Here is an 18745-nt window from a genome sequence, read left to right on the forward strand (position 1 = left end):
TCGGGCTATCCGGCTTCCGTTGTCGAATCGGTGGAACCCGGGGTGATCAAGCCGGTCTCGTAGGCGGTTGCCACCAGCTGCGCTCGGTCGCGCGCCCCCAACTTGCTGAACAGACGGCCAACATGGGTGCGCGCGGTGGCTGGGCTCATGTGCAGACTGCGCCCGATCTCGGTGTTCGACTGTCCCTCCCCGACCTTGGCCAGTACCTCGCGCTCCCGCTCGGTCAGTACGTCGAGTGCGGCTGAGCGCGTGACGGGCCCACTCGCCGCCGCTCGCATCACGCGTCTGGTGACCGAAGGGGAGAGCAGCGCATCGCCGTTGGCGACGACCCGCACGGCCGCGCGCATGTCGTCCGGGCTGGTGTCCTTGAGGAGAAATCCCGCCGCGCCGGCACGCACCGCGTCCAGAATGTGCTCGTCGGTGTCGAACGTGGTGAGCACGATGACCTGCACCCGATGCAGTTCGGGATCGTCGACGATCCGCCGGGTCGCCACGATCCCGTCCTCGCCGGGCATCCGGATGTCCATCAGCACCACATCGGGCCGTTCCCGTGTGATGATCCGGATTCCGGCTTCCGCTTCCGCGGCCTCCCCGACGATGGTGATGTCGTCGGCGCGATCCAGGAGAGCGCGCAGTCCGGCCCGGATCAGCTGCTGGTCGTCGACCAGGACCACGCGGATCATGCCGGCACCCGCGCAGGAATGCGCGCCTCGACGGCGAATCCGGCACCCGGTCTCGACGTCGTGTGTAGCTCGCCGCCGAGCAGGGCGAGGCGCTCGCGCATTCCGATGATGCCAAGGCCCGTGTGGTCCACGGTGGCAGTGGTCGACCCGCCACGGCCGTTGTCGGTAACCCGAATCAACACGGTTTCCTCGCTGTAGTTCAGTTCAATGTGTACGGTACTGGCGGCCGCGTGCCGCAGCACGTTGCTGAGCGCTTCTTGAATGACTCGGTAGGCGGTGGCATCCGAGATCGCCGGCAGCGCTACCGGCGTGCCGCTTGCGCTCACTCGAACGTCCAGCCCGGTAGCCGTGGCCGTATCGACAAGGGCGTCGAGTCGGTCCAGTCCCAATACCGGGGTGTTCTCGGCGCAGTCGGGTGCGCGCAAGGCATGCAACGTCGCCCGCAACTCCTGACCGACATCCCCGCACGCCGCGCGCGCCGAGGCGAGGGAACGCTCCGCGGTGTCCGGATCATCGCGTAGCGACTCCCGTGCTACGTCGGTGTGCAGGGAGATCACCGAAACCGTGTGGGCGAGCAGATCGTGCAGGTCTCGTGCGATGCGCAGACGCTCCTGCTCGACCAACCGGGCAGCCGTACGCTCGCGCTCCAACTCGGCGGCGTGGGTTTGACGCGCCAGTTCGGCACGCCAACCGCGACGCGAGCGGAGGCTGTCCCCGAGCGCGATCACCGTGGCCATCAGCGCGGCCGAGGTCGGTATCTCCAGACCAAGCACGAAACTCAGGTCATCGCCCTGGCCGATACGTACCCCGGTCGAGATGGCGAGCAGCGCAAGCGCCGTGCCCATGGCCCAGTACAGCCGGCCGAGTTCGGCGGCGGAGAACAACGCTGCGGCCACCGGTACGGCGAGCCCGATGGGTGGATAGGACAGCGCGTAGTAGCCGAGCAGTCCGGTGGCGGTCACCATCAGCGTCGCTACCGGCCAGCGCCGGCGTACCAGCATGAGCGCGCCGAAGAATGCCCCGAATGCATAGGCGGGCAGTCCGGGTGGACCGGTCCGCCCGAAGTTCGCGGTGATCGCGGTGCCGACTGCGATCAGCACGAGCATGCCAAGGCCCGTATCGACGGCGAGATTCCGTCGGTCCGCGGCGTCGGTGTGCGGGCTGATGACTGCTCCTGGTGGTTGTCACTGTGGCCGGAACGCGGGTACCAGTCTGGCCAATAGCCAGCTCGCCGCGCCGGTACCCGCGCCAAGCAGCACTCCGGTGAACAGACTGCTGCCAAACGCGAATAGTCGCACGACCACAGCTTCCATTCCTGGCGACAGCGTGCCCGCGAGGTTGCCGCCCAATTGTGGCGGATCGCCCGCGAAGGCCGCTGTCCACAGGATCTGGTGGGTGATCCCGAGCAGGGCACCATAGGCAAGGCCGACCGCGAGCAGCGTCACCAATGGATTCGGCACCCGCTTCCACAGCACGTAGGCGATCCAGACGGCGATCGGCACGAACACCAGCAGCCCGTTGACCAGCGGGCCGACCAGGGCGAGGTCGTGCGCGATAACCCTGGGTACGCCGAGCGCGGCAAGGGCGAGGACGGTCAGCGGCCCCAGGCCGATCTTGCGCGGTCCGTCGCTCATGCCCGGCTCCTGACGAGCGTGCGTTCGCGCTGGTAGCGCAGGAATCCGACGAATGCCAGGGTGGCGGTGAGCGCGCTCATCCCGAGCCGAAGCCAATGGCCGGTTTCGAACTCTACGGCCGTTTGCCGTAGCACTTCCGCCGTGTGCACGGCGATTCCTTCCTCGAACATGAGGTCGTTTCGCGGCCAGAAGTACAGCACGGAAAACAACCATTCGCCGATCGCGAGGCTGCCAAGGCTGGCGGTGACCCACCACCGTGCCGGTCGAGCTCGCCACAGCAACGCCACGGTCGCCACGGCGGCGATCGCGGTGACCAGGCCCATCGGTGGAAAGAAGTCGGCTGGCCCGGTCACCGTGAAGAACTCCATGGACTGGGCGAGCGAGCTGGGTACATTGTGGAACACGTTCGGGTAGATCACGATGGTTTCCACGGAGATACCGCCGAAGGCTACCATCGCGATCCAGACATACGCGGCCGAAACGGCAAGCGGGACCGCGGATGCTCGCATGGCAACTCCGTTCGAAATGGACTGTGTGCCATCTGAACGTACGGCCGAGGAAGCTGGCGGCACATCCGTTGTCCCGCGCGTACCGGGTACGTCGCTCGACGTAGGTGAGCGGGTGAAGCCCGCGCGGTGTGGTGCCGTTCAGCCGGACTGGCGGCCATCGGGGTCCGCGGCTGCCAGGTCGGCGATACGCCGTAGGTAAGCATCGCGGGAAGGCAACAAGTGTGCGCGGCAGGTGTCCGCGAGCAGCTCGGCGTCGCCGGTACGCAGCGCCCGCAACATCGTCCAGTGCTCGCTCCTGCTGCGCTCGAGGTACTCCGGGTCGGTCACCGTGACCGAACGCATCACGTGCGCCATCCGGGCATGCCGGCCGATCGCTCGAACCAGCACGATGTTGTCCGCCAAGCCGAACAGTGCCTGATGGAAGGCCATATTCGCGGAAACCACGGCGCGCAGGTCCTTAGCGGCCACTGCGGTGTCGTGTCCATGCTGGATCTCCGCCAGCTCATCGATCCGCTCGCCGGGTACCGGGAACTCGATCAGCTGCGCGCAGCTGGTCTCCAACAGCTCCCGCACGTTGTAAAGATCGCGGACTTCCTTCGCGCTATAGGACTTCACGAATGCGCCAGCGTTTGGCTTGCGCTCGGTCAGACCCCGGTTCTCCAGTTCCCGCAACGCGCTGCGAACTGCGTGGCGTTTCGCGTCGAATCTCGCCATCAGCTCGTCCTCGATCAGCCGCTCCCGGGGGAAGCGCAGGCCAAGGACGATCTCTTCCTCGAGACGGTCCGCGACGGCCGTCGCACCGATGGTCACAGCGCTGGGTCCCTCCAAGATCAAAACGGCGGATATAGCGCACCGTAGTTGCACACCCGGCGCGGGCATGATTCTATGTCCCGAAGTTTCATCGCCAAAATTATCAATAATGGAGTCGATAATGGCCGAAGGCGACCCGGGCGGGCCCGCGGAGCGACCTGTCGGTGCCCCGAGCAAGCCAGCCGGTATGCGCGGCAACCTCACCAACTACGGCGATGCCGAGTTCGCACTGTTCCTGCGCAAGGCGTTCATCAAGGGCGCCGGATACACCGACGACGCCGTGGACCGCACCGTGGTGGGCATCGTGGACACGGGCAGCGGATTCAATCCCTGCCACGGCAACATGCCTCAGCTGATCGAGGCTGTTCGCCGGGGTGTCATGCTGGCCGGGGCGCTACCGGTGGAGTTCCCCACGATCTCGTTGCATGAGAGTTTCGCGCAGCCCACCAGCATGTTCCTGCGCAACCTGATGGCGATGGACACCGAGGAGATGATCAACGCCCTGCCGGTGGACGCGGTCGTGCTGATTGGCGGCTGTGACAAGACGGTGCCCGCGCAGTTGATGGGCGCCGCTTCCGCGGGCAAACCAGCGATCCAGCTGGTCACTGGCTCAATGCTGACCGGCGCATATCGCGGGCGCACGGTGGGTGCCTGCACTGACTGCCGGGCGTTCTGGGGGCAGCATCGCGCTGGGGAGCTGGACGAGCAGGAGATCAACGAGGTCAACGGCAGCCTGGTGGGCAGCGTGGGCACCTGCTCGGTCGCCGGGACCGCCAGCACGATGGCGTGCGTGGCCGAGGCCATGGGGATCGCGTTGCCCGGCAGCGCGACGCCGCCCGCGGTGACCGCGGACCGCATGCGGATTGCCGAGCAGACCGGCCGTCGAGCAGCTGAGCTCGCCGAGGAGGGGCTTACCGCGGACCGGATCCTCACGCCGGCGGCGTTGGAGAACGCGCTGCGCGTGCTGCTCGCGGTCGGTGGTTCGACCAATGGCCTTGTGCATCTCGCCGCGGTCGCTGGCCGTCTTGGCCACCCGCTCGACCTGGCGCGATTCGATGAGATGAGCAGGGAAACGCCGGTACTCGTCGACTTGAAGCCGGCTGGCAGGCATTACATGGAGGACCTGCACAAGGCCGGTGGGGTGCCCGCGCTTCTCCACGAGCTACGCGACCTGCTGAATCTGGACGCGCCCACGGTGACCGGGCGTACCCTCGGCGCGGAGCTCGATCGTGCGCCGGAACCGTTCGCGCAGGAGGTAATCCGGCCGCGCACCATGCCGATCTACCCTTCGGGGAGCATCGCGGTGCTGCGTGGCAACCTCGCGCCGAACGGGGCGATCATCAAGCAGGCCGCGGCCGCACCGGAGTTGCTGGAACATCGGGGTCGCGCGGTGGTTTTCGAGAACTCCGCGGACCTCGCCGCCCGGATCGACGATGAAGATCTCGATGTGCGGCCGGATGACGTGCTGGTGCTCAAGAACATCGGCCCGGTTGGCGCTCCCGGTATGCCGGAGGCGGGTTATCTGCCCATTCCGAAGAAGCTTGCCCGCGCGGGTGTGCGGGATATGGTGCGCATCTCCGATGGGCGAATGTCGGGCACGGCCGCGGGGACGATCGTGCTGCACGTGTCTCCGGAAGCCGCGGTTGGCGGACCGCTGCGGCACGTGCGGAATGGTGACCAGATCCGGCTCAGCGTGCAGGAGCGGTTGATCCAGCTCGAGGTGTCCGAAAAGGATCTTCAGGAACGGGAGCGGGATTCGCCGGTCAGCCAGCCTGTGCCCGCTCGTGGCTACCGCAGGCTGTATGTCGAGCAAGTCACGCAGGCCGAGGAAGGCTGCGACTTTCGCTTCCTGCAGGCCGAAACGAACCAAGGAACGGTGCCAAGAAAGTAGCGCACACACCCGGCTACGCACATCGACGAGGATGAGATGCAAAGTACCGCTTGGATAGTGAGCGCGGCCGTACTTGCGGTCGTGCTGTTGTTGTTTCTGGTTATTCGTGTCAAGGTGCAGGCATTCATCGCGCTGCTACTGGTAAGTATCGCTTTTGGGCTCGCCACCGGAACGAATCCGGTCCGGCTCGTTGACCTGATCGTCGAGGAGATGGGCGGTTCGCTCGGGCAGGTGGCCATCGTCATCGGGCTCGGCGCGGTGTTCGGTGAGATACTCAAACGCGCTGGGGCCGCTGAACGACTGGCTAGCCAGTTGATCGGGCGGTTCTCCGATCGCAATGTCGCATGGGGACTCGGTTTCGCCGGGTTCCTGATCTCTATCGCGGTGTTCATCGACGTGGCGATCGTGATCCTGGTGCCGATGCTGTACGTCATCGCCAGGCGTACTAAGAAATCGCTGCTGTACTACGGGATTCCATTGTGTGCCGGGTTGAGCGTCACGCATACTTTCATCCCGCCGACGCCGGGCCCCATCGCTACCGCCGGCATTATGCATGCTGACCTCGGGTTGGTGATCCTGTTTGGCGCGATCTGCGGGACCATGGCGATGGTGGTCGGCGGTCCGGTGTTCGGCAAGTTCATCGCCAAGCGGATCTATGTGGCGGCGCCGGAAGAAGAGCGCAGTTCGGTAACGACCGGACCTGGCACCGGAACCGGTTCGGCCGGTGCGGCCGGGGACGAGCAGGAGCTCGCGCAGGATGGTTCGCCACTGCCCAGTTTCCGCGCCGTTCTCGGTGCGCTGTTGCTGCCATTGGTCCTGATCCTCGGCGGCACTACCGGAGACGCGCTACTGATCGAAGGCAGCGCGCCGCAGATTGCCTTCGCGTTCATCGGCCATCCGGTAATCGCCTTGCTGGTCACCTGCCTGTACACGCTGTGGTTCTTCGGTGTGCGGCGTGGCGCCAACCGGGCGGAGCTGCAGGAACTCGCCACCCGAGCGCTTGCGCCGGCCGGTGTGATCATCCTGATCACCGGTGCCGGTGGGGTATTCGGTGGGCTCCTGGTGGAAACCGGGATCGGCGAGGTCATGGCCGACGCGATGACCGCGTGGGGTATGCCGATCGTGGTCTTCGGGTTCCTCGCCGCGGCGATCATCCGGATCTCCCAGGGCTCCGGTACGGTAGCGATGATCACTGGCGCCACCCTCACCGCGCCACTGGCCGAACAGATGAACCTGAGCGATCCGATGGTCGCGCTCACCTGTATCGCGATCGCCTGTGGTGGCACCGCTTTCTCGCATGTGAACGATTCGGGCTTCTGGATGGCCAACCGGTACTTCGGCATGTCGGTAGCCGACACGCTGAAATCGTGGACGGTGATGAAGTCGCTGGTCGGGATCACCGGATTCGTCTGCGCACTGATCCTCAGCGCGTTCTTCTCCTGAGCTTGCCTGGGCTGTCAGGTAAGGCGGATGACGGTTGCGCTACCGGGTTTCGCGTACCACCGTCATCCGGTAGGTCCTGTTGTTCAGTTCCACGGTGCATTCTGGTTCGAGATCAGTGGGCTCGTACGCGGCGTGAATCCAGGCATACACCGCGGAAGCCAGCGCGGTTGGTGGGGCGTCGTTGGCGGCGAGACGCCAGCGGTCGCCGCTCCGCGACTGGATTACTACGTCGGTGCCGTTCCCGGTTATCGCGGCGAGAGTGGCACTCGGGTACTTGTGGAGGATGTCGCCGGCCAGCTCGCCGTTCGCGTCGGCCCGGCTAGGCATACTGCAGACAACACTGGCGTTCGCCACGAGCGTCCGCTGTGGATGGTCTAGTTGGCATAGCAAGTGGGTGGCATCGGCATTGTCCGGGTTGGCGAGCCGCGTGGACATCGCTGGGAAGCGGACGAGCTTGATCAGTCTGGCTGCCGCGTCGACCGTGGCCGAAACGCGTAGCGCGGTTGGTCCGCTGAATTCCGGTGTGTAGGCCGGCAACGTGTCCAGTGGTGGCTCACCAGCTGGCGGATCCAACGCGAGCAACCGGTAGAACAGGGCGCGCAGGCGGTTGAGCGCGTCGCCGGGAGCAGAGGTGATCGACGCGTCGAGCCAGCTGTACCGCCTGGGGTCATGCTGCCGCAGCGCGGCCTCGAGTTGCGGCAGGAGCGGCCGATTGCGGTCCAGCCGCTGTGCGGTCGAACCGAGCGCCGCGATAGGAGAGGCTGGGTCGATATCGGTATCCGCGAACGTGGCAAGCAGGGTGGGATGACCGAGTGCAGCGCCATAGCCGGTAACCGACCCGTGGTCACCGATGATGATGTCGGCGGCGATCAGACCGCTTCGCCAGCCGTCTATTTCCGGCAGCAACACCATTCCGGAGCGCAGGCAGTCGGCGAGCCAGCTCCGCACTTGCCACGCCCCGTGGCCATGCCAGATGTTCGGGTGCAGCGCTACGGCCACCTGGTAGGAGTCGATCGGCAGCTCTGCCATCAAACGACTCAGTAGATCCGGCCACGACCCTAGCAATGCATTGTGAAACCACGTGCTGGACACGTATACGAGTTTTCGGTCTTTTGTGTCCAGTGCGTGTCGATAATGTGCACGCTGGTCGAGACTGGCGAGGATCCTGTCATAGCACGGGTCGCCGACGACTTCGGCGACAGGCTCGGCGGCTGGGGTGCTGGCACGTAGTCGGTCGACCTGTTCCTCGTGGGAAAAGGCGAGGGCGGCGGCGATGGGCTGACCGTCGTAAAGCAGCCATTGCGGCGAAAGTCCGAAAGTTTGCCTGTTTCCTGTTTCCTGTTTCCTGTTTCCTGTTTCCTGTTTCCTGTTTCCTGTTTCCTGTTTCCTGTTTCCTGTTTCCTGTTTCCTGGTGAATACTTAGTATAGCCTATTCCATGCGAAAGAATGACAACAGGTGCGGTGATATCGCTGAGTCCGCCATGATGGCTGGCGGCGATGGCCAGATCGAACCGGGTGTGTCGTGCCTGGTCCCAGCCGATCGTGACGAGTCCCAGTTCGTCGAGTAGCTCGGCAAGGCCCCGATGAAATGGGTCGGACCCACTCCACGAGACGACGATCTGGATTCGAGGGTCGCTGTCGAAGGCGGGAAGGATATCCAGCAGCCTGGTGACGGTGGTGACGTTGTGTGCGATAAGCAGGATACGTCGGTGCGGAAGCACGGTCACCCATTGATCGGCCCGAAGTCCAACGGGTACTTCCACCGGCTGCTCGTTCATCGTTTCCTTCCGTGCTCGGGCGTCGTTACCCGAGAACCGTAGCCGAGTCGCGCTAGGGCCGGTCCACTTCGAGGTCGATTCGAATCGTGGACAGGAAGCGTTCGGTTGCCTGAAGAAGCATGTCGACTGCGTGTCGATGATTGGCCGCGTCTCGTTGGTCGACCACGTCACCGTGGGCCGGCTTGCTGTTCACGCGGATGCCGCTGACCACCTCGGCCAGCGAGCTTGCCGCGGCGAGCAACTCGGTCACCTGCTGCCGGACCGTCTGCGGGGCGAAAAGCTGGACGCGTTGCGCGTTGCGATCAATATCGTCCAGCAGTGCGTGTGGATCGCCTGCCGAACTCGGCCACACCGGAAGTCGCGCGAGGCGGTTGGCCGCATGCAGCAGCTCCGGATAGGACTCCACCTTTTGTTGCCGGGACAGGCGAAACCGTTCGGTGCGGCGATTGAGGATGGTGAGGCCAAGACCAGCGAGCGTGGTGATCAACACTCCAGCGATGGTGAAGAGGCCGGAGACCCACCACGAGTTGGACGCGTTCATATCCTGTAGAAGATAGTGTGGCCGATTACCTGTTCCTGCCATATCTGGCACATGGGCATGTCAACCCGATGATGCCGGTGGCCGCCGAGCTCGCGCGACGTGGCAATCGAGTGACCGTAGCGGTGAGCGAGCGGTTCACGAGCCAGGTGACGGCCGCGGGTGCTACCGCGTTGCCGATACCTGGGCACGAGGTGCGGGTTCCGGCGGGCTATTCGTTGTCCGAACTGGGCGAGCGAGGCAGGGTACTCCTCGCCCGCTGGGGCGCCTGGGCAGCGGCGATCCGGACAGTCCTGCGATATCTCCGTGCGCACCGTTCGGACGCTGTCCTTGCCGATGTTCGGCTGCCGTGGGCGGGCACGTTGGTGGGTTGGACACGGAGTGCCTTGGTGTGGTTGAGCACCACGCACCTCGGCGGGTCGCGACGTCGTCCGGTGCTGGTCAACATGCCGCCCACACTGGAGTCGACGAGGCGATCGCCTGATCGGGCGCGTTTCATTACCCCGCTGGTCAGGTCGGCCGCCGTGGCAGGGAGCGCAGGGGGCGAGAGGCTCGATGCTCGTCCGCTCGTGTTGGTGTCGCCGGGCACGGTATTCGCGCGGAGCCCGGATTTCTTCCGTCGGGTGGCAAGGGAGTTCGCCAACTCGCCATGGCAGGTCCTGATGGCGACCGGCGCGACTCCGGTTAGCGACATAGGGGCGTTGCCACCCAATGTGCTGGCGCGCGACTGGCTCCCACAGCGTGCGCTGTTGCGTCATACCGCCGTTCTCGTCGGCCATGGCGGGATGAATTCGGTGCAGGAAGCGCTGCTTGCTGGGGTACCGATGGTCCTGTGCCCGCGTAGCCGGGAGCAGAAGTGGACCACTCATCGTCTTGTCGACCTGGGCGTGGCCGTTCGTGCCAACGACGCCGTCCGGTTACAGGTCGAACAGGTCGCCGACGACGAGCGGATGCGGGCGCGATGCCAGGCGATGCGTGCCCAGCTACTCGCGGAGCCGGGCGCCGCGCTGGCTGCCGACGTGTTGACTGAGGTTGCGCGACGGGATGTGCCGAATCGGTCACGCCGCGCCACCATGAACGATAGTGTTCGAGGCGACAACCGTAAGCAGCGTTAGGGGTACCGACCGTGTCTGTTTCCCGAGTCTTGCCTAACCGGCGGCCATGCGTGGACCGGACCGAACTGCTCGACAGGTTTGCCGGGGAGGCACAGGCTGGCGACTCGAGTCCGCGGTTGGCCGTTACGGGGCAGCAGGGCGTCGGCAAGACGACGTTCGCGATCGAACTGGCCCACCGGATCAAACCCGACTTTGACGTCTGCTTGTTCTACCCGGTGGATGCGACGCAGGCGGGCCGAATGGTGAGCGCTGGGCAGGTTGCCGGGCATTTTCTGCGGAAGCTCAAGGTGTCAGCTGATGAGATTCCGGCCGACGACGTGGAACGGTTCCTCACGCTTGCGGAATTGTTGGACGACCGCAGAGTGCTGCTGTTGCTGGACGATGTCCAGGATGCGGCCCAGCTCGCCCCGTTCGTCCAATACGTTGCCGCGGATGCGTTCATCGTAACGAGTCGCAACCAGATGCCGGTACTGGCCGCTTCCGGGTTTCGCCCAGTCGAGCTGGAAATGTTCGACGTGCACAGCTCCGGATTGTTGGTGCGCCACATCATTCCCGAATCGCCTGAGGTGAACGACGAGCTGGTGCGTAGGTTGCACCGCTGGTCAGGCGGGCTGCCATTGGCATTGTCGTTGATGGCCGCGCGGTTGTCCCAAACCGAGATCACCGTAGACGATTTCGAGGTACTGCTGGCCGATCCGCCGGAACGTGATTCCGCGGGTGCGATGGCTGTGGAAAGCATGTTCCAGGAGTTGGAGCTCGAACAGGCGCGTCAGTGCGCGATCCTCGCGTTGATTCCGGGAACACACTTCGATCCGGTTACCGCGGCGGTGGCGCTGGGCGTCAGCGAATCAGTCGCGCGCCAGGTACTGCGTGGACTGCGCGATGCTCATCTGCTGCTGCCGCCGGAAGATGATCGGTACGGGTTTCACGACATGTTGCGCCGGTTCGCGCTCGACCGCGCGCTGGCCTTGTTGTCGGATACGGAGCGGCAGGATATCGCCAGCAGGGTGATTGAGCATCGCTGGCTGCGGGTCGTGGCTCTGGACAAGTCGATCTCCAACCGGCCGGTGCCAGAGCCGGTGGCGCAGTGGTATGCCGGAATTGAGCCCGCGTTCACCGGGCAGGAAGGCGTCCGCGCGGCATTCGAGGAATTCGACCGGGAGTGGCGGAACTTTGTGGCCGCTGCCGATGAAGCGAGGAAGCTACCGAACAGCGAACTCGGCTCGCTGTTTCCACTTGGACTATGGGCATACTCTTTCCAGACCGCTCGGCATGCCGAGATCGTCGAAATACTGGATGAGGCGCTCGGGGCTTCGGTAGATGCGATCCGGCGCTGGTTTTTGTTGCGGGACAAGGCAGCGAGTTGTCACGGTATGCGTGACAACGCCGCGACCAGCGAGGCAATCAGGCAGGCGAGCCAGCTCGATTTTCCCCAGGGAAAGCAGAGTCTGCACGACTGGTACGGCAATGCGCTGGAGGGCCAGGGTGATTACGAGGGCGCGCTAGGTCAGTTTGAGTTGTCGCGGGCGGCAATCCCGGCGATGGCGGATCCGGCGCAACAGGAACGAGCGGCCGCGTTGCTGGATATGCACGTCGGGCGGGTACTGGCCAAACAGGACAGATTCACCGAGGCGGGGCAAGTGCTTTTCCAAGCGCACCACTACTTTGCCGCACGCGAGGCCGAGTCGGTCAACCGGGCTCGCGCTGGCGCATGGCTCGGCAAGATCACGCTGGATTACGTCACCGCGCACGAACTGCTCGCCGACGCGCTGGCCGTGTTCATGGAACTCGACATGCTGGACTTGGCAATCGAGGTCTGCACCTCGCTTGCCGAACGAGCAGAATCGGCCAGCGGGCACGAGGATGCCCAACATTATCGGCAACTAGTGGAAGAACTCGCCCGAAAACGCAAGCGATTCGACGACTGATCGTGCGGCTGGCCCACCGAGGCGAATCGCATGAGTTGGCTCGTGCGAGCACCCGTGCGCCCGCTCGAGCGCCGGGCTAACGCGCGGCACGTCGTTCGGTCCAGAGTCTGCCGAGGTATCGCATGAGCGCGGGATAGACGATCGCGTAGCGGAACGGCTTGATCAAGGCCAGGTACGCCTTGCCGAGCGTGCCGCGTGGCTTGACGTAGACGGTCATGTGGGCCTGATACCGGTCATCGCCTCGGTCCACCCAGGCTAGGTGCATGACGCCATATACGGTCCGGTTTGAGATCTCCTCGGCAAACTCGGTATCGGTGCGATACAGCGGACGGAATGGCTTGTCCCCGAGGCGAGAATCCGTTGTCGCGCTGCGGAGTTCCGCTGGCAGCCGGTCGGTCAACGAGGGCTCGTCAGTTTCGGGTACGGGTGGCCAGACGCCGGCCTGGTCCGCTGATGTGGAAACACGACCAATCCCGAATACGCGGCCGAGTAGGTCGCGAATGCCCCACAACAGGCGTACCGGCATTGGTGCAGAGTCGGGAAAGTCGATGAATTGTATGAGGTCGATGACGTCCTCGAAGTCGGCGGGACCACCCTCGATCGGAAGTGCCCAGACATCCTCGATGTCGAAGTCGTGGGCGATATCGTCGATGATCCATCGCTGGGCTTTCAGCGCATCGTTGGGGACTCTCCTACGGCTGGTGCTCCCGCGCGCGCTGAGCCACCGGATCGGGCCGATGAGGGCGCGATAGAACGGCCGGACCATCCGTCCGTCGATACGAGCGTGGCGCTCCTCGTGCCAGACGCGTCCTCGCGGGTGCCCTTCGATCAGTCGGTCGACGATACCGGAACCGAGACGGTGTACCGGCAGCGTCGAGCACACCTCGATAAGGCAAAGGTGCTTGATGTTCACGTAGCCGTACTGCGTCGGGCAGACCAGCCGAACGGGCGCACCGTGGTCACCGGTGAGTGGCTGTCCGTTCAACTTGTCAGCTAGTAGGACATCGTCGGCGAGCGCGTCCCGCAACTCGACCACCGATACGACACCGTCGAGGCCTTCGAACGCGAGGTGCGTCACCGCGGTGTCCCGTTCCAGCGTGGGTTCGATGAACGCGCGATAGAAATCGGCGAAGCGCACGCCTTCCCAACGTAGGTCGGTTGCGGTCCAGCCTGCCACGCAATGGAAATCGGCCACGATTTCACGCCGGGGCAGCTGGGACAGTTCCGCCAGCCGCACCGTGCGTCCGGGTACCGCGCCGCTCAGGGCGATTTCGGGGTCCACCGGAACGGCAGGTGGCGGCCGGTGCAGGTGTGTCCCGAAACGCGGGAATCCGTCAATGCGGCGTTGTCCGGGCGGAAGCGTCTTCATCGTAGACTCCAGACTGACCGGTAGTCGTTCACCGACCGTCGGTCAGTCTGTATGTTGGGCCGGTGACTGTCAAGCGACTGCGGGAACGGCAAGCCGAGGCCACGCGTGAGCTACTGGTCGGGATCGCGCGGGAACGCTTCGTCGAGCAGGGCTACGCGGCGACCGCGATCGACGACATCGTGCGACGCGCTGGTATCGCGAAGGGTGCGCTCTATCATCACTTCAGTGGCAAGGATGTGCTCTTCAAGGCGGTCTATGACGTGGTGCTGGACGAAACCGCCGAAGCGGTCCTGGCCGCGGCGCTGGCCGAACAGGATCCGTGGGCAGCGGTGCGGGCGGGACTGTCCGCATTCCTCGACGCCTGTTTGCAGCCGGCGTTTCGGCGGATCGTGATCATCGACAGCGTGGCTGTGCAGGCCGCGGGCTCATGGGAAGGTGGCCTCGAAGGCGTCGAGTTGCCGATGCTGCGTACCGTGCTGACGCCGCTGGTGGACAACGGAGCCTTGCCGGGTGTCGGTGCCGACCCATTGGCGCACGTCGCGCTCGGCGGGCTCTACGGTGCAGCGCTGTATATCGCCCGGGCCGCTGATCCACACACCGCCCGTGTCGAGGCCGACGCGGTGCTGGACATCGTTCTTCGCGGCGTGCGAGCTGTGGCTACTGAGCACAAGTGACGCCGCGTCCCTCGACCGCAGTCTCCCGTCATGTCAGGTTGGCGCTGCGTGGTTACCGGGTGCCGGGCTCTGGCGCAGGCGCGGCCAGCCGTTCTTCGAGCATATGCCGCAGGGCTGAGGCGGTGAGTGCCACTGGCTGGTCCTCGTCATTGGACAGTTGCCGCAAGGTGCTCAGTGCTACGGTTCCAGGCATCTCGGCGAGTGCTTGGACCAGTCGGATGCGCACCGCCGAATCCTCGGTATGTGTGGCGAGTTTCCCTTGTAGCGCGCTCATGATCTGGTCTGTCCATTTCGGATCCTGTGCCAGTGTTCCCAGCAGCTCGGCCGCCTCGACATCGTTCGAACCTTCGACCACCATCTCGACCAACGTTGGCACCGCTTGGGTTACGCCCCGCGCGCCCAGCGCGAGTGCGGCATGCCCACGGATCATCGGGTCGGTGTCCACAAGCGCATCGGTGAGGAGAGTGGTTGCCTCGTCGTCGGGTAGCTCGGCGAGTGCCAGGACCGCGCGCCGCCGGACGTCCACGTCGTCGGAGGCCATGCCGGATCCCAGGCTCGCCACCCCGTCGCTGCCAGTCCGGGTGAGAGCCCACCGCAGTGCCCCGGCAACGTTCGGATCAGATTCGGCCAGTACCGCCTCGGCCAGCAGCTCCGCGGGAACCGAAGCGTGGTCGGTCGAGGCAAGTACGGCCTGCTGCCGCCTCCCGGCGCTCTGTGATCTCAGCCCGCGCAACAGCTCGACGATACGCGCAACGTCTTGCCAGCTCGCGGGCTCGGTCGCATCGACCGCGCGGAGCCGATCGAGTAACTCCTGCTCGCGGTTCAGTCGTTCTTCGGTTGCTCGGATGAGGTCACCGACCAGTGTGGACGGAGTGAATCCGGGATCGTCGAGAGCCTGGGCGATCTGGCGCAGCGACAGGCTGAGGGATCGCAGGCCCTCGACGTGAAAGATCCGCCGGATGTCGTCCGACGTGTACTCCCGGTATCCACCCACGGTGCGGCCGGTCGGCCGTACCAGCCCGATGGAGTCATAGTGCCGCAGCATCCGGGCACTGACTCCGGTACGCCGCGCGACCTCACCGATCAGCACGCATGGCCTCCTCCCGCTCCGGACCGAGCGCGGCAACCCGTCTCGCTTCATCAACGTCCAGCTCGAATCCGGCCTCCGGGTCGTGCAGGAGTCGCTCTGTAGCGCCCGCGTGTGCACGCACCGTGGGGTCGTTGCTGGCCATCGCCGCTCGTAGCGTCGGCTCAACCAGGTCACCGAGGGCCACCATGGCACGGCTCAGGCTTAACCGCATCTCGCGGTCGCCGCGCCCAAACTGCGTGGCCAGTTCCGCGGCCAACGCTTCCTCCTGTCCATAGGGGACGAGAACGGCGGCAGCACGCCATGCACTCCGGGCAACCTCGTCGTTGGGGTCGTGCAGCAGGGACCGTGTGATGGCCGGCCATGCGCTGTCGTCACCGATCTTGGACAGGGTGTGCAAGGCCTGACTCCTGGCTTGCGCGTGCTCGGAAAGTAGCTCTTCCCGCAGCTTCGGAACCGTGACGTTCGCTGGGAAACGGGTCAGGGCCCAGGTGAGCATGTCGCGCACGAAGAAGTCCGGCTCGATCGCGCACCGCGCCACGAGCGCGTCGACATAACCAGGCTCGGGATTTGTGCCCATTGCCATGGCTGCTTTCAGCCGCGTCGTGGAATTCTTGGCGGCCAGCGCGGCGAGCAGTTGGGTCTCCTGTGGATACCCCGGTACCGAGTTCATCGGTATCACCTCCGCCAGCCAGTGAAACCCTTATCACGATGACAAGGTCAAGCTCGGTGGCGCGTTTTTCGCGGAAGTAGCGCGCCGCACACCCGTGGTCAGTCTTGAATGACGCAGAACTCATTGCCTTCTGGGTCCTCCAGGATGACGAGTCCCTGTTCTGACGATGCGGGTTCGAACCGAGTGGCGCCGAGACCGAGAAGGCGCCGCACCTCGGCGTCGAGGTCGGTGGCGGCAATATCGAGGTGAACCCGATTCTTGACGGCCTTGGTTTCGGGGACTGTCTGGAACCACAGCCGAGGCTGGTCCGGCGGGCCTTCAACGAGGACCGAGGGGTCGTCTTCCGGGTCATCGACGCCCAGCGAACGCAGCCGTGCCAACTCTTCCGCGTCGTAGGCAGCTACGGCATAGCCATCGAGGGCTTGTGCCCAGAACCGGGCCAACGATGCGGCGTGCTGGCTGTCGAAGACAACATCCCGAATCTGGGCCATCGGCTGGGCTCCCGTTGGTTGCCGATCACGTGTCCACATGACCGTAGTCCGAGTCGAACGTCATGAACCTACGTAGTGGTGTCGGGTAGGCCAAGGGGATTGCCGGTGATGATGCTGAGCTCGGTGGCGATATCGAGAGCATGCGTCCGCAGCGCGGCAAGTTCGTCGCGGAGATCGTCGTGCTGTTCCCATGCGCGCTCGTGCTCAATCCGGCTGATGTGTGCTGGTCGCTGGTCCTCGTGCGCGCTGAGCTCGTTGTGCCAGTGCGTGAGAGTGCCCCGGAGGACGTCGTTGACCAGGCGTTCGGCCAGCGTGCCGAAACCAGGGCGCGTGGTCGTCGAGGCGCGGGCCGCGGCCGGGTGCAGGCTGGCCCGCGTGGTCCTGGTGATCTGCAGCAACGTATGGAGGGAGCTGATCGCTTCCCGCAGCGAGCCTTCGCCTGGCGGTAGCGGATGCCCAGTTATGCGGTTCAAGAGCTCGGTTTGCACTCGGTGCGCGGCGCGCCGTTCTTCGTCATCGTAGAACTGCCGCGGGCGGGTTGCCGGCAAGGACGGCGGATCGATCTCGCGCACGGTCAGCGTATGCATGGTTAGGCTCCGCAGGTGTTCGGCACGTGCCTGGTCAGGATCGAGACGCTGGATGGCCAGCCGAAGCGCGGCGGACAGGGCTACCGATGCCGCGTCGACCGTTCCGGAGAGGAGTCCCGAGCCGAATAGGGTCAGGACGGCTCGCTGGACCGGCGCGATCTCGGTGACCCGGTCGGAGCGCCGCACCGTGGCGAGGATGTCGGCGAGCCGGGGGATCGAAACGGTCGCGGGAGAAGCTGCGACCAACACGCGCAGGATGTCCCAGCCATAGTCGTCGGTAGTGCGGAGCGGTTGTTCCAAGCGCTGTTGAAGGTGGCCGAGCGCATCCACCGTGCTGGTGGGCAACCGGTGCAGGGCGGCGTCGAGCCCGTGTTCATCCGCGAGGCTGGCGAAGCGAGCTTTTGCGTGCGGACTGCCGTCGGTGGCCGTGCGCACCTGATCGACGGCATGTCCGGCCTCGCCAGCGCTGATGTGGCGCCTGAACAGGTACTGGGTATCGGGCTTGCTGAGGTCGGTCAACTCGTGAGCGTTGCCCAGTTCGGCCAACCGTGGGTCGCGGGCGAGGACCAGACAGCGTGCTCCTGGCGCCGTTGGTAGGCAATGGCGAATCGTGTCAGGGTCGCCGGATGCGTTGTCGATCACGTACAGCCCGCTGCCTTCGTTGGGGTTGGCGGGAGGACCTGCTTGCTCGCGCTGGTCGTACCAGACAACGCCTGCGGGAAAGCTGCCACCGAACCTGCGGACGTACTCCGCGGCGAGGGCGGTCTTGCCGATACCGAGGGTGCCGTGCAGGACGACGATCGGCGGGGTTGGTGGGCTGGTGAGCGGACTGAGATCGGGGTGCAGCGCCGAATGCAGCCACCACAGTTGAGCCCAGCGTCCGGTGAATTCTGCTGGGGGATGTACTGGACTGCCATTGACCCAGATGGGTTGCCGGAGTTGCGCCTCGCCGATTCGGCGGGTGTGGCCCTTCGCCTTCGCGGCGATGGCCTCGGCGACGGCGGCCATACCGGCGGCCGAGACCGGGGGAGTGGGGAGCAAGGCGTCGCGAAGTTGACGCGGCTCGATGTGCGCGAAGGTGCGTTCGGAGTTGATCGCCAGCACCCGTCCGAGCGGGTCTCCTTCGGCCTGGCCGGCAAGGTAGGCGGTGGCGAACTCATGCTGGCAAGCGGGTCGCGTGGCGTAATCGGGGGAGTAGTAGGCGACCAGGATTGAACTGTCCGCCAACCCCTGCAGCACGGCCGACGAGATGGAGCTGAAGGTGTCCACGTCGTCCGCGGCGCGAAAAACCCGTAGGCCACAGGTGCGCAGTGCCTCGGCCAGTCGGATGGCCATCGCCTCGTCGGTGTGACTGTGGCTGAGAAAGACATCCCACCGTGGCCGGTGCGGGGGCATGGTGGTCACCGAAATCCCGCCTGCCAGCCAAGATCAGCGGAAAACGACGGGGGGGGGTATGGCAAATCGCTCACGGGTGCGCCGAAGCAAGGGGAGTGGACCGGCATTCGACGATGCTAACCAGCCTTCGCCTGCCCCAC

The 18745-nt window shown here is 65.1% G+C and carries 18 protein-coding genes; 5 read left to right on the forward strand and 13 right to left on the reverse strand.

Annotation, left to right across the window (positions count from 1 at the left end):
- Positions 1-5 precede the first annotated feature (5 nt).
- The 5 genes from EV191_RS20605 to EV191_RS20625 all read right to left on the reverse strand — a co-directional run bounded on the left by EV191_RS20605 (position 6) and on the right by EV191_RS20625 (position 3636).
- A complete protein-coding gene (locus tag EV191_RS20605; RefSeq protein ID WP_132878781.1) occupies positions 6-683 on the reverse strand; it encodes a response regulator transcription factor in 678 nt (225 codons plus the stop codon).
- On the reverse strand, positions 680-1849 hold the full coding sequence (locus tag EV191_RS20610; protein ID WP_424565488.1) for a sensor histidine kinase: 1170 nt from the start codon (positions 1847-1849) through the stop codon (positions 680-682). Before EV191_RS20610 ends, EV191_RS20605 begins: the two co-directional genes overlap by 4 nt.
- Positions 1850-1867: 18 nt before the next feature.
- Positions 1868-2317, reverse strand: a complete 450-nt coding sequence (locus EV191_RS20615) for a hypothetical protein (RefSeq protein WP_132878783.1) — start codon at positions 2315-2317, stop codon at positions 1868-1870.
- Positions 2314-2826, reverse strand: a complete 513-nt coding sequence (locus tag EV191_RS20620; RefSeq protein WP_132878784.1) for a DUF1772 domain-containing protein — start codon at positions 2824-2826, stop codon at positions 2314-2316. Before EV191_RS20620 ends, EV191_RS20615 begins: the two co-directional genes overlap by 4 nt.
- A gap of 138 nt (positions 2827-2964) precedes the next feature.
- Positions 2965-3636: a GntR family transcriptional regulator gene (locus EV191_RS20625; protein WP_243659093.1), complete on the reverse strand. Its 672-nt coding sequence runs from the start codon at positions 3634-3636 to the stop codon at positions 2965-2967.
- A 121-nt stretch (positions 3637-3757) separates the two neighbouring features.
- Here EV191_RS20625 and EV191_RS20630 point away from each other — a divergent pair, with 121 nt between their 5' ends.
- Both EV191_RS20630 and EV191_RS20635 read left to right on the forward strand, forming a co-directional pair.
- A complete protein-coding gene (locus EV191_RS20630) occupies positions 3758-5527 on the forward strand; it encodes an IlvD/Edd family dehydratase (protein ID WP_132878786.1) in 1770 nt (589 codons plus the stop codon).
- A gap of 36 nt (positions 5528-5563) precedes the next feature.
- Entirely contained in the window at positions 5564-6970 is a 1407-nt protein-coding gene (locus tag EV191_RS20635) for a GntP family permease (RefSeq protein WP_132878787.1), read from the forward strand.
- 39 nt (positions 6971-7009) lie between these two features.
- Here EV191_RS20635 and EV191_RS20640 read toward each other — a convergent pair whose 3' ends face one another.
- From EV191_RS20640 to EV191_RS20650, 3 genes are read right to left on the reverse strand one after another with little or no spacing between them, the layout of a single operon-like run.
- Positions 7010-7999 carry a hypothetical protein gene (locus tag EV191_RS20640; protein WP_132878788.1) on the reverse strand — a complete coding sequence of 330 codons (990 nt, stop codon included), beginning with the start codon at positions 7997-7999 and terminating at the stop codon, positions 7010-7012.
- Between the two features lie 29 nt (positions 8000-8028).
- Positions 8029-8748 carry a hypothetical protein gene (locus EV191_RS20645; RefSeq protein WP_132878789.1) on the reverse strand — a complete coding sequence of 240 codons (720 nt, stop codon included), beginning with the start codon at positions 8746-8748 and terminating at the stop codon, positions 8029-8031.
- Positions 8749-8800: 52 nt separating this feature from the next.
- Positions 8801-9289, reverse strand: a complete 489-nt coding sequence (locus EV191_RS20650) for a hypothetical protein (RefSeq protein ID WP_132878790.1) — start codon at positions 9287-9289, stop codon at positions 8801-8803.
- Between the two features lie 17 nt (positions 9290-9306).
- Between EV191_RS20650 and EV191_RS20655 the strand changes: the two genes are divergently transcribed.
- On the forward strand, positions 9307-10401 hold the full coding sequence (locus EV191_RS20655) for a glycosyltransferase (protein WP_132878791.1): 1095 nt from the start codon (positions 9307-9309) through the stop codon (positions 10399-10401).
- A 50-nt stretch (positions 10402-10451) separates the two neighbouring features.
- Positions 10452-12329: an NB-ARC domain-containing protein gene (locus EV191_RS20660; protein ID WP_165913033.1), complete on the forward strand. Its 1878-nt coding sequence runs from the start codon at positions 10452-10454 to the stop codon at positions 12327-12329.
- 76 nt (positions 12330-12405) lie between these two features.
- Here the strand turns inward: EV191_RS20660 and EV191_RS30610 are convergent, their stop codons facing one another.
- Positions 12406-13698 carry a DUF2867 domain-containing protein gene (locus tag EV191_RS30610; protein WP_243659094.1) on the reverse strand — a complete coding sequence of 431 codons (1293 nt, stop codon included), beginning with the start codon at positions 13696-13698 and terminating at the stop codon, positions 12406-12408.
- Between the two features lie 62 nt (positions 13699-13760).
- Between EV191_RS30610 and EV191_RS20670 the strand changes: the two genes are divergently transcribed.
- Positions 13761-14372 (forward strand): TetR/AcrR family transcriptional regulator, encoded by a 612-nt coding sequence (locus EV191_RS20670; RefSeq protein WP_165913034.1) that lies wholly within the window; start codon positions 13761-13763, stop codon positions 14370-14372.
- Between the two features lie 52 nt (positions 14373-14424).
- Here the strand turns inward: EV191_RS20670 and EV191_RS20675 are convergent, their stop codons facing one another.
- The 4 genes from EV191_RS20675 to EV191_RS20690 form a co-directional block, all read right to left on the reverse strand.
- Positions 14425-15462 carry a HEAT repeat domain-containing protein gene (locus EV191_RS20675; protein WP_132878794.1) on the reverse strand — a complete coding sequence of 346 codons (1038 nt, stop codon included), beginning with the start codon at positions 15460-15462 and terminating at the stop codon, positions 14425-14427.
- Entirely contained in the window at positions 15449-16132 is a 684-nt protein-coding gene (locus tag EV191_RS20680; protein WP_132878795.1) for a HEAT repeat domain-containing protein, read from the reverse strand. The genes EV191_RS20675 and EV191_RS20680 overlap by 14 nt, the downstream gene beginning before the upstream one ends.
- A gap of 98 nt (positions 16133-16230) precedes the next feature.
- Positions 16231-16623, reverse strand: coding sequence for a VOC family protein (locus tag EV191_RS20685; RefSeq protein WP_132878796.1), 393 nt, complete (start codon positions 16621-16623; stop codon positions 16231-16233).
- A gap of 68 nt (positions 16624-16691) precedes the next feature.
- Complete coding sequence (locus EV191_RS20690) at positions 16692-18605, reverse strand: toll/interleukin-1 receptor domain-containing protein (RefSeq protein WP_243659112.1); 1914 nt, start codon at positions 18603-18605, stop codon at positions 16692-16694.
- Between the last annotated feature and the right edge of the window lie 140 nt (positions 18606-18745).

This window comes from Tamaricihabitans halophyticus, assembly GCF_004340875.1.
GTDB lineage: Bacteria > Actinomycetota > Actinomycetes > Mycobacteriales > Pseudonocardiaceae > Tamaricihabitans > Tamaricihabitans halophyticus.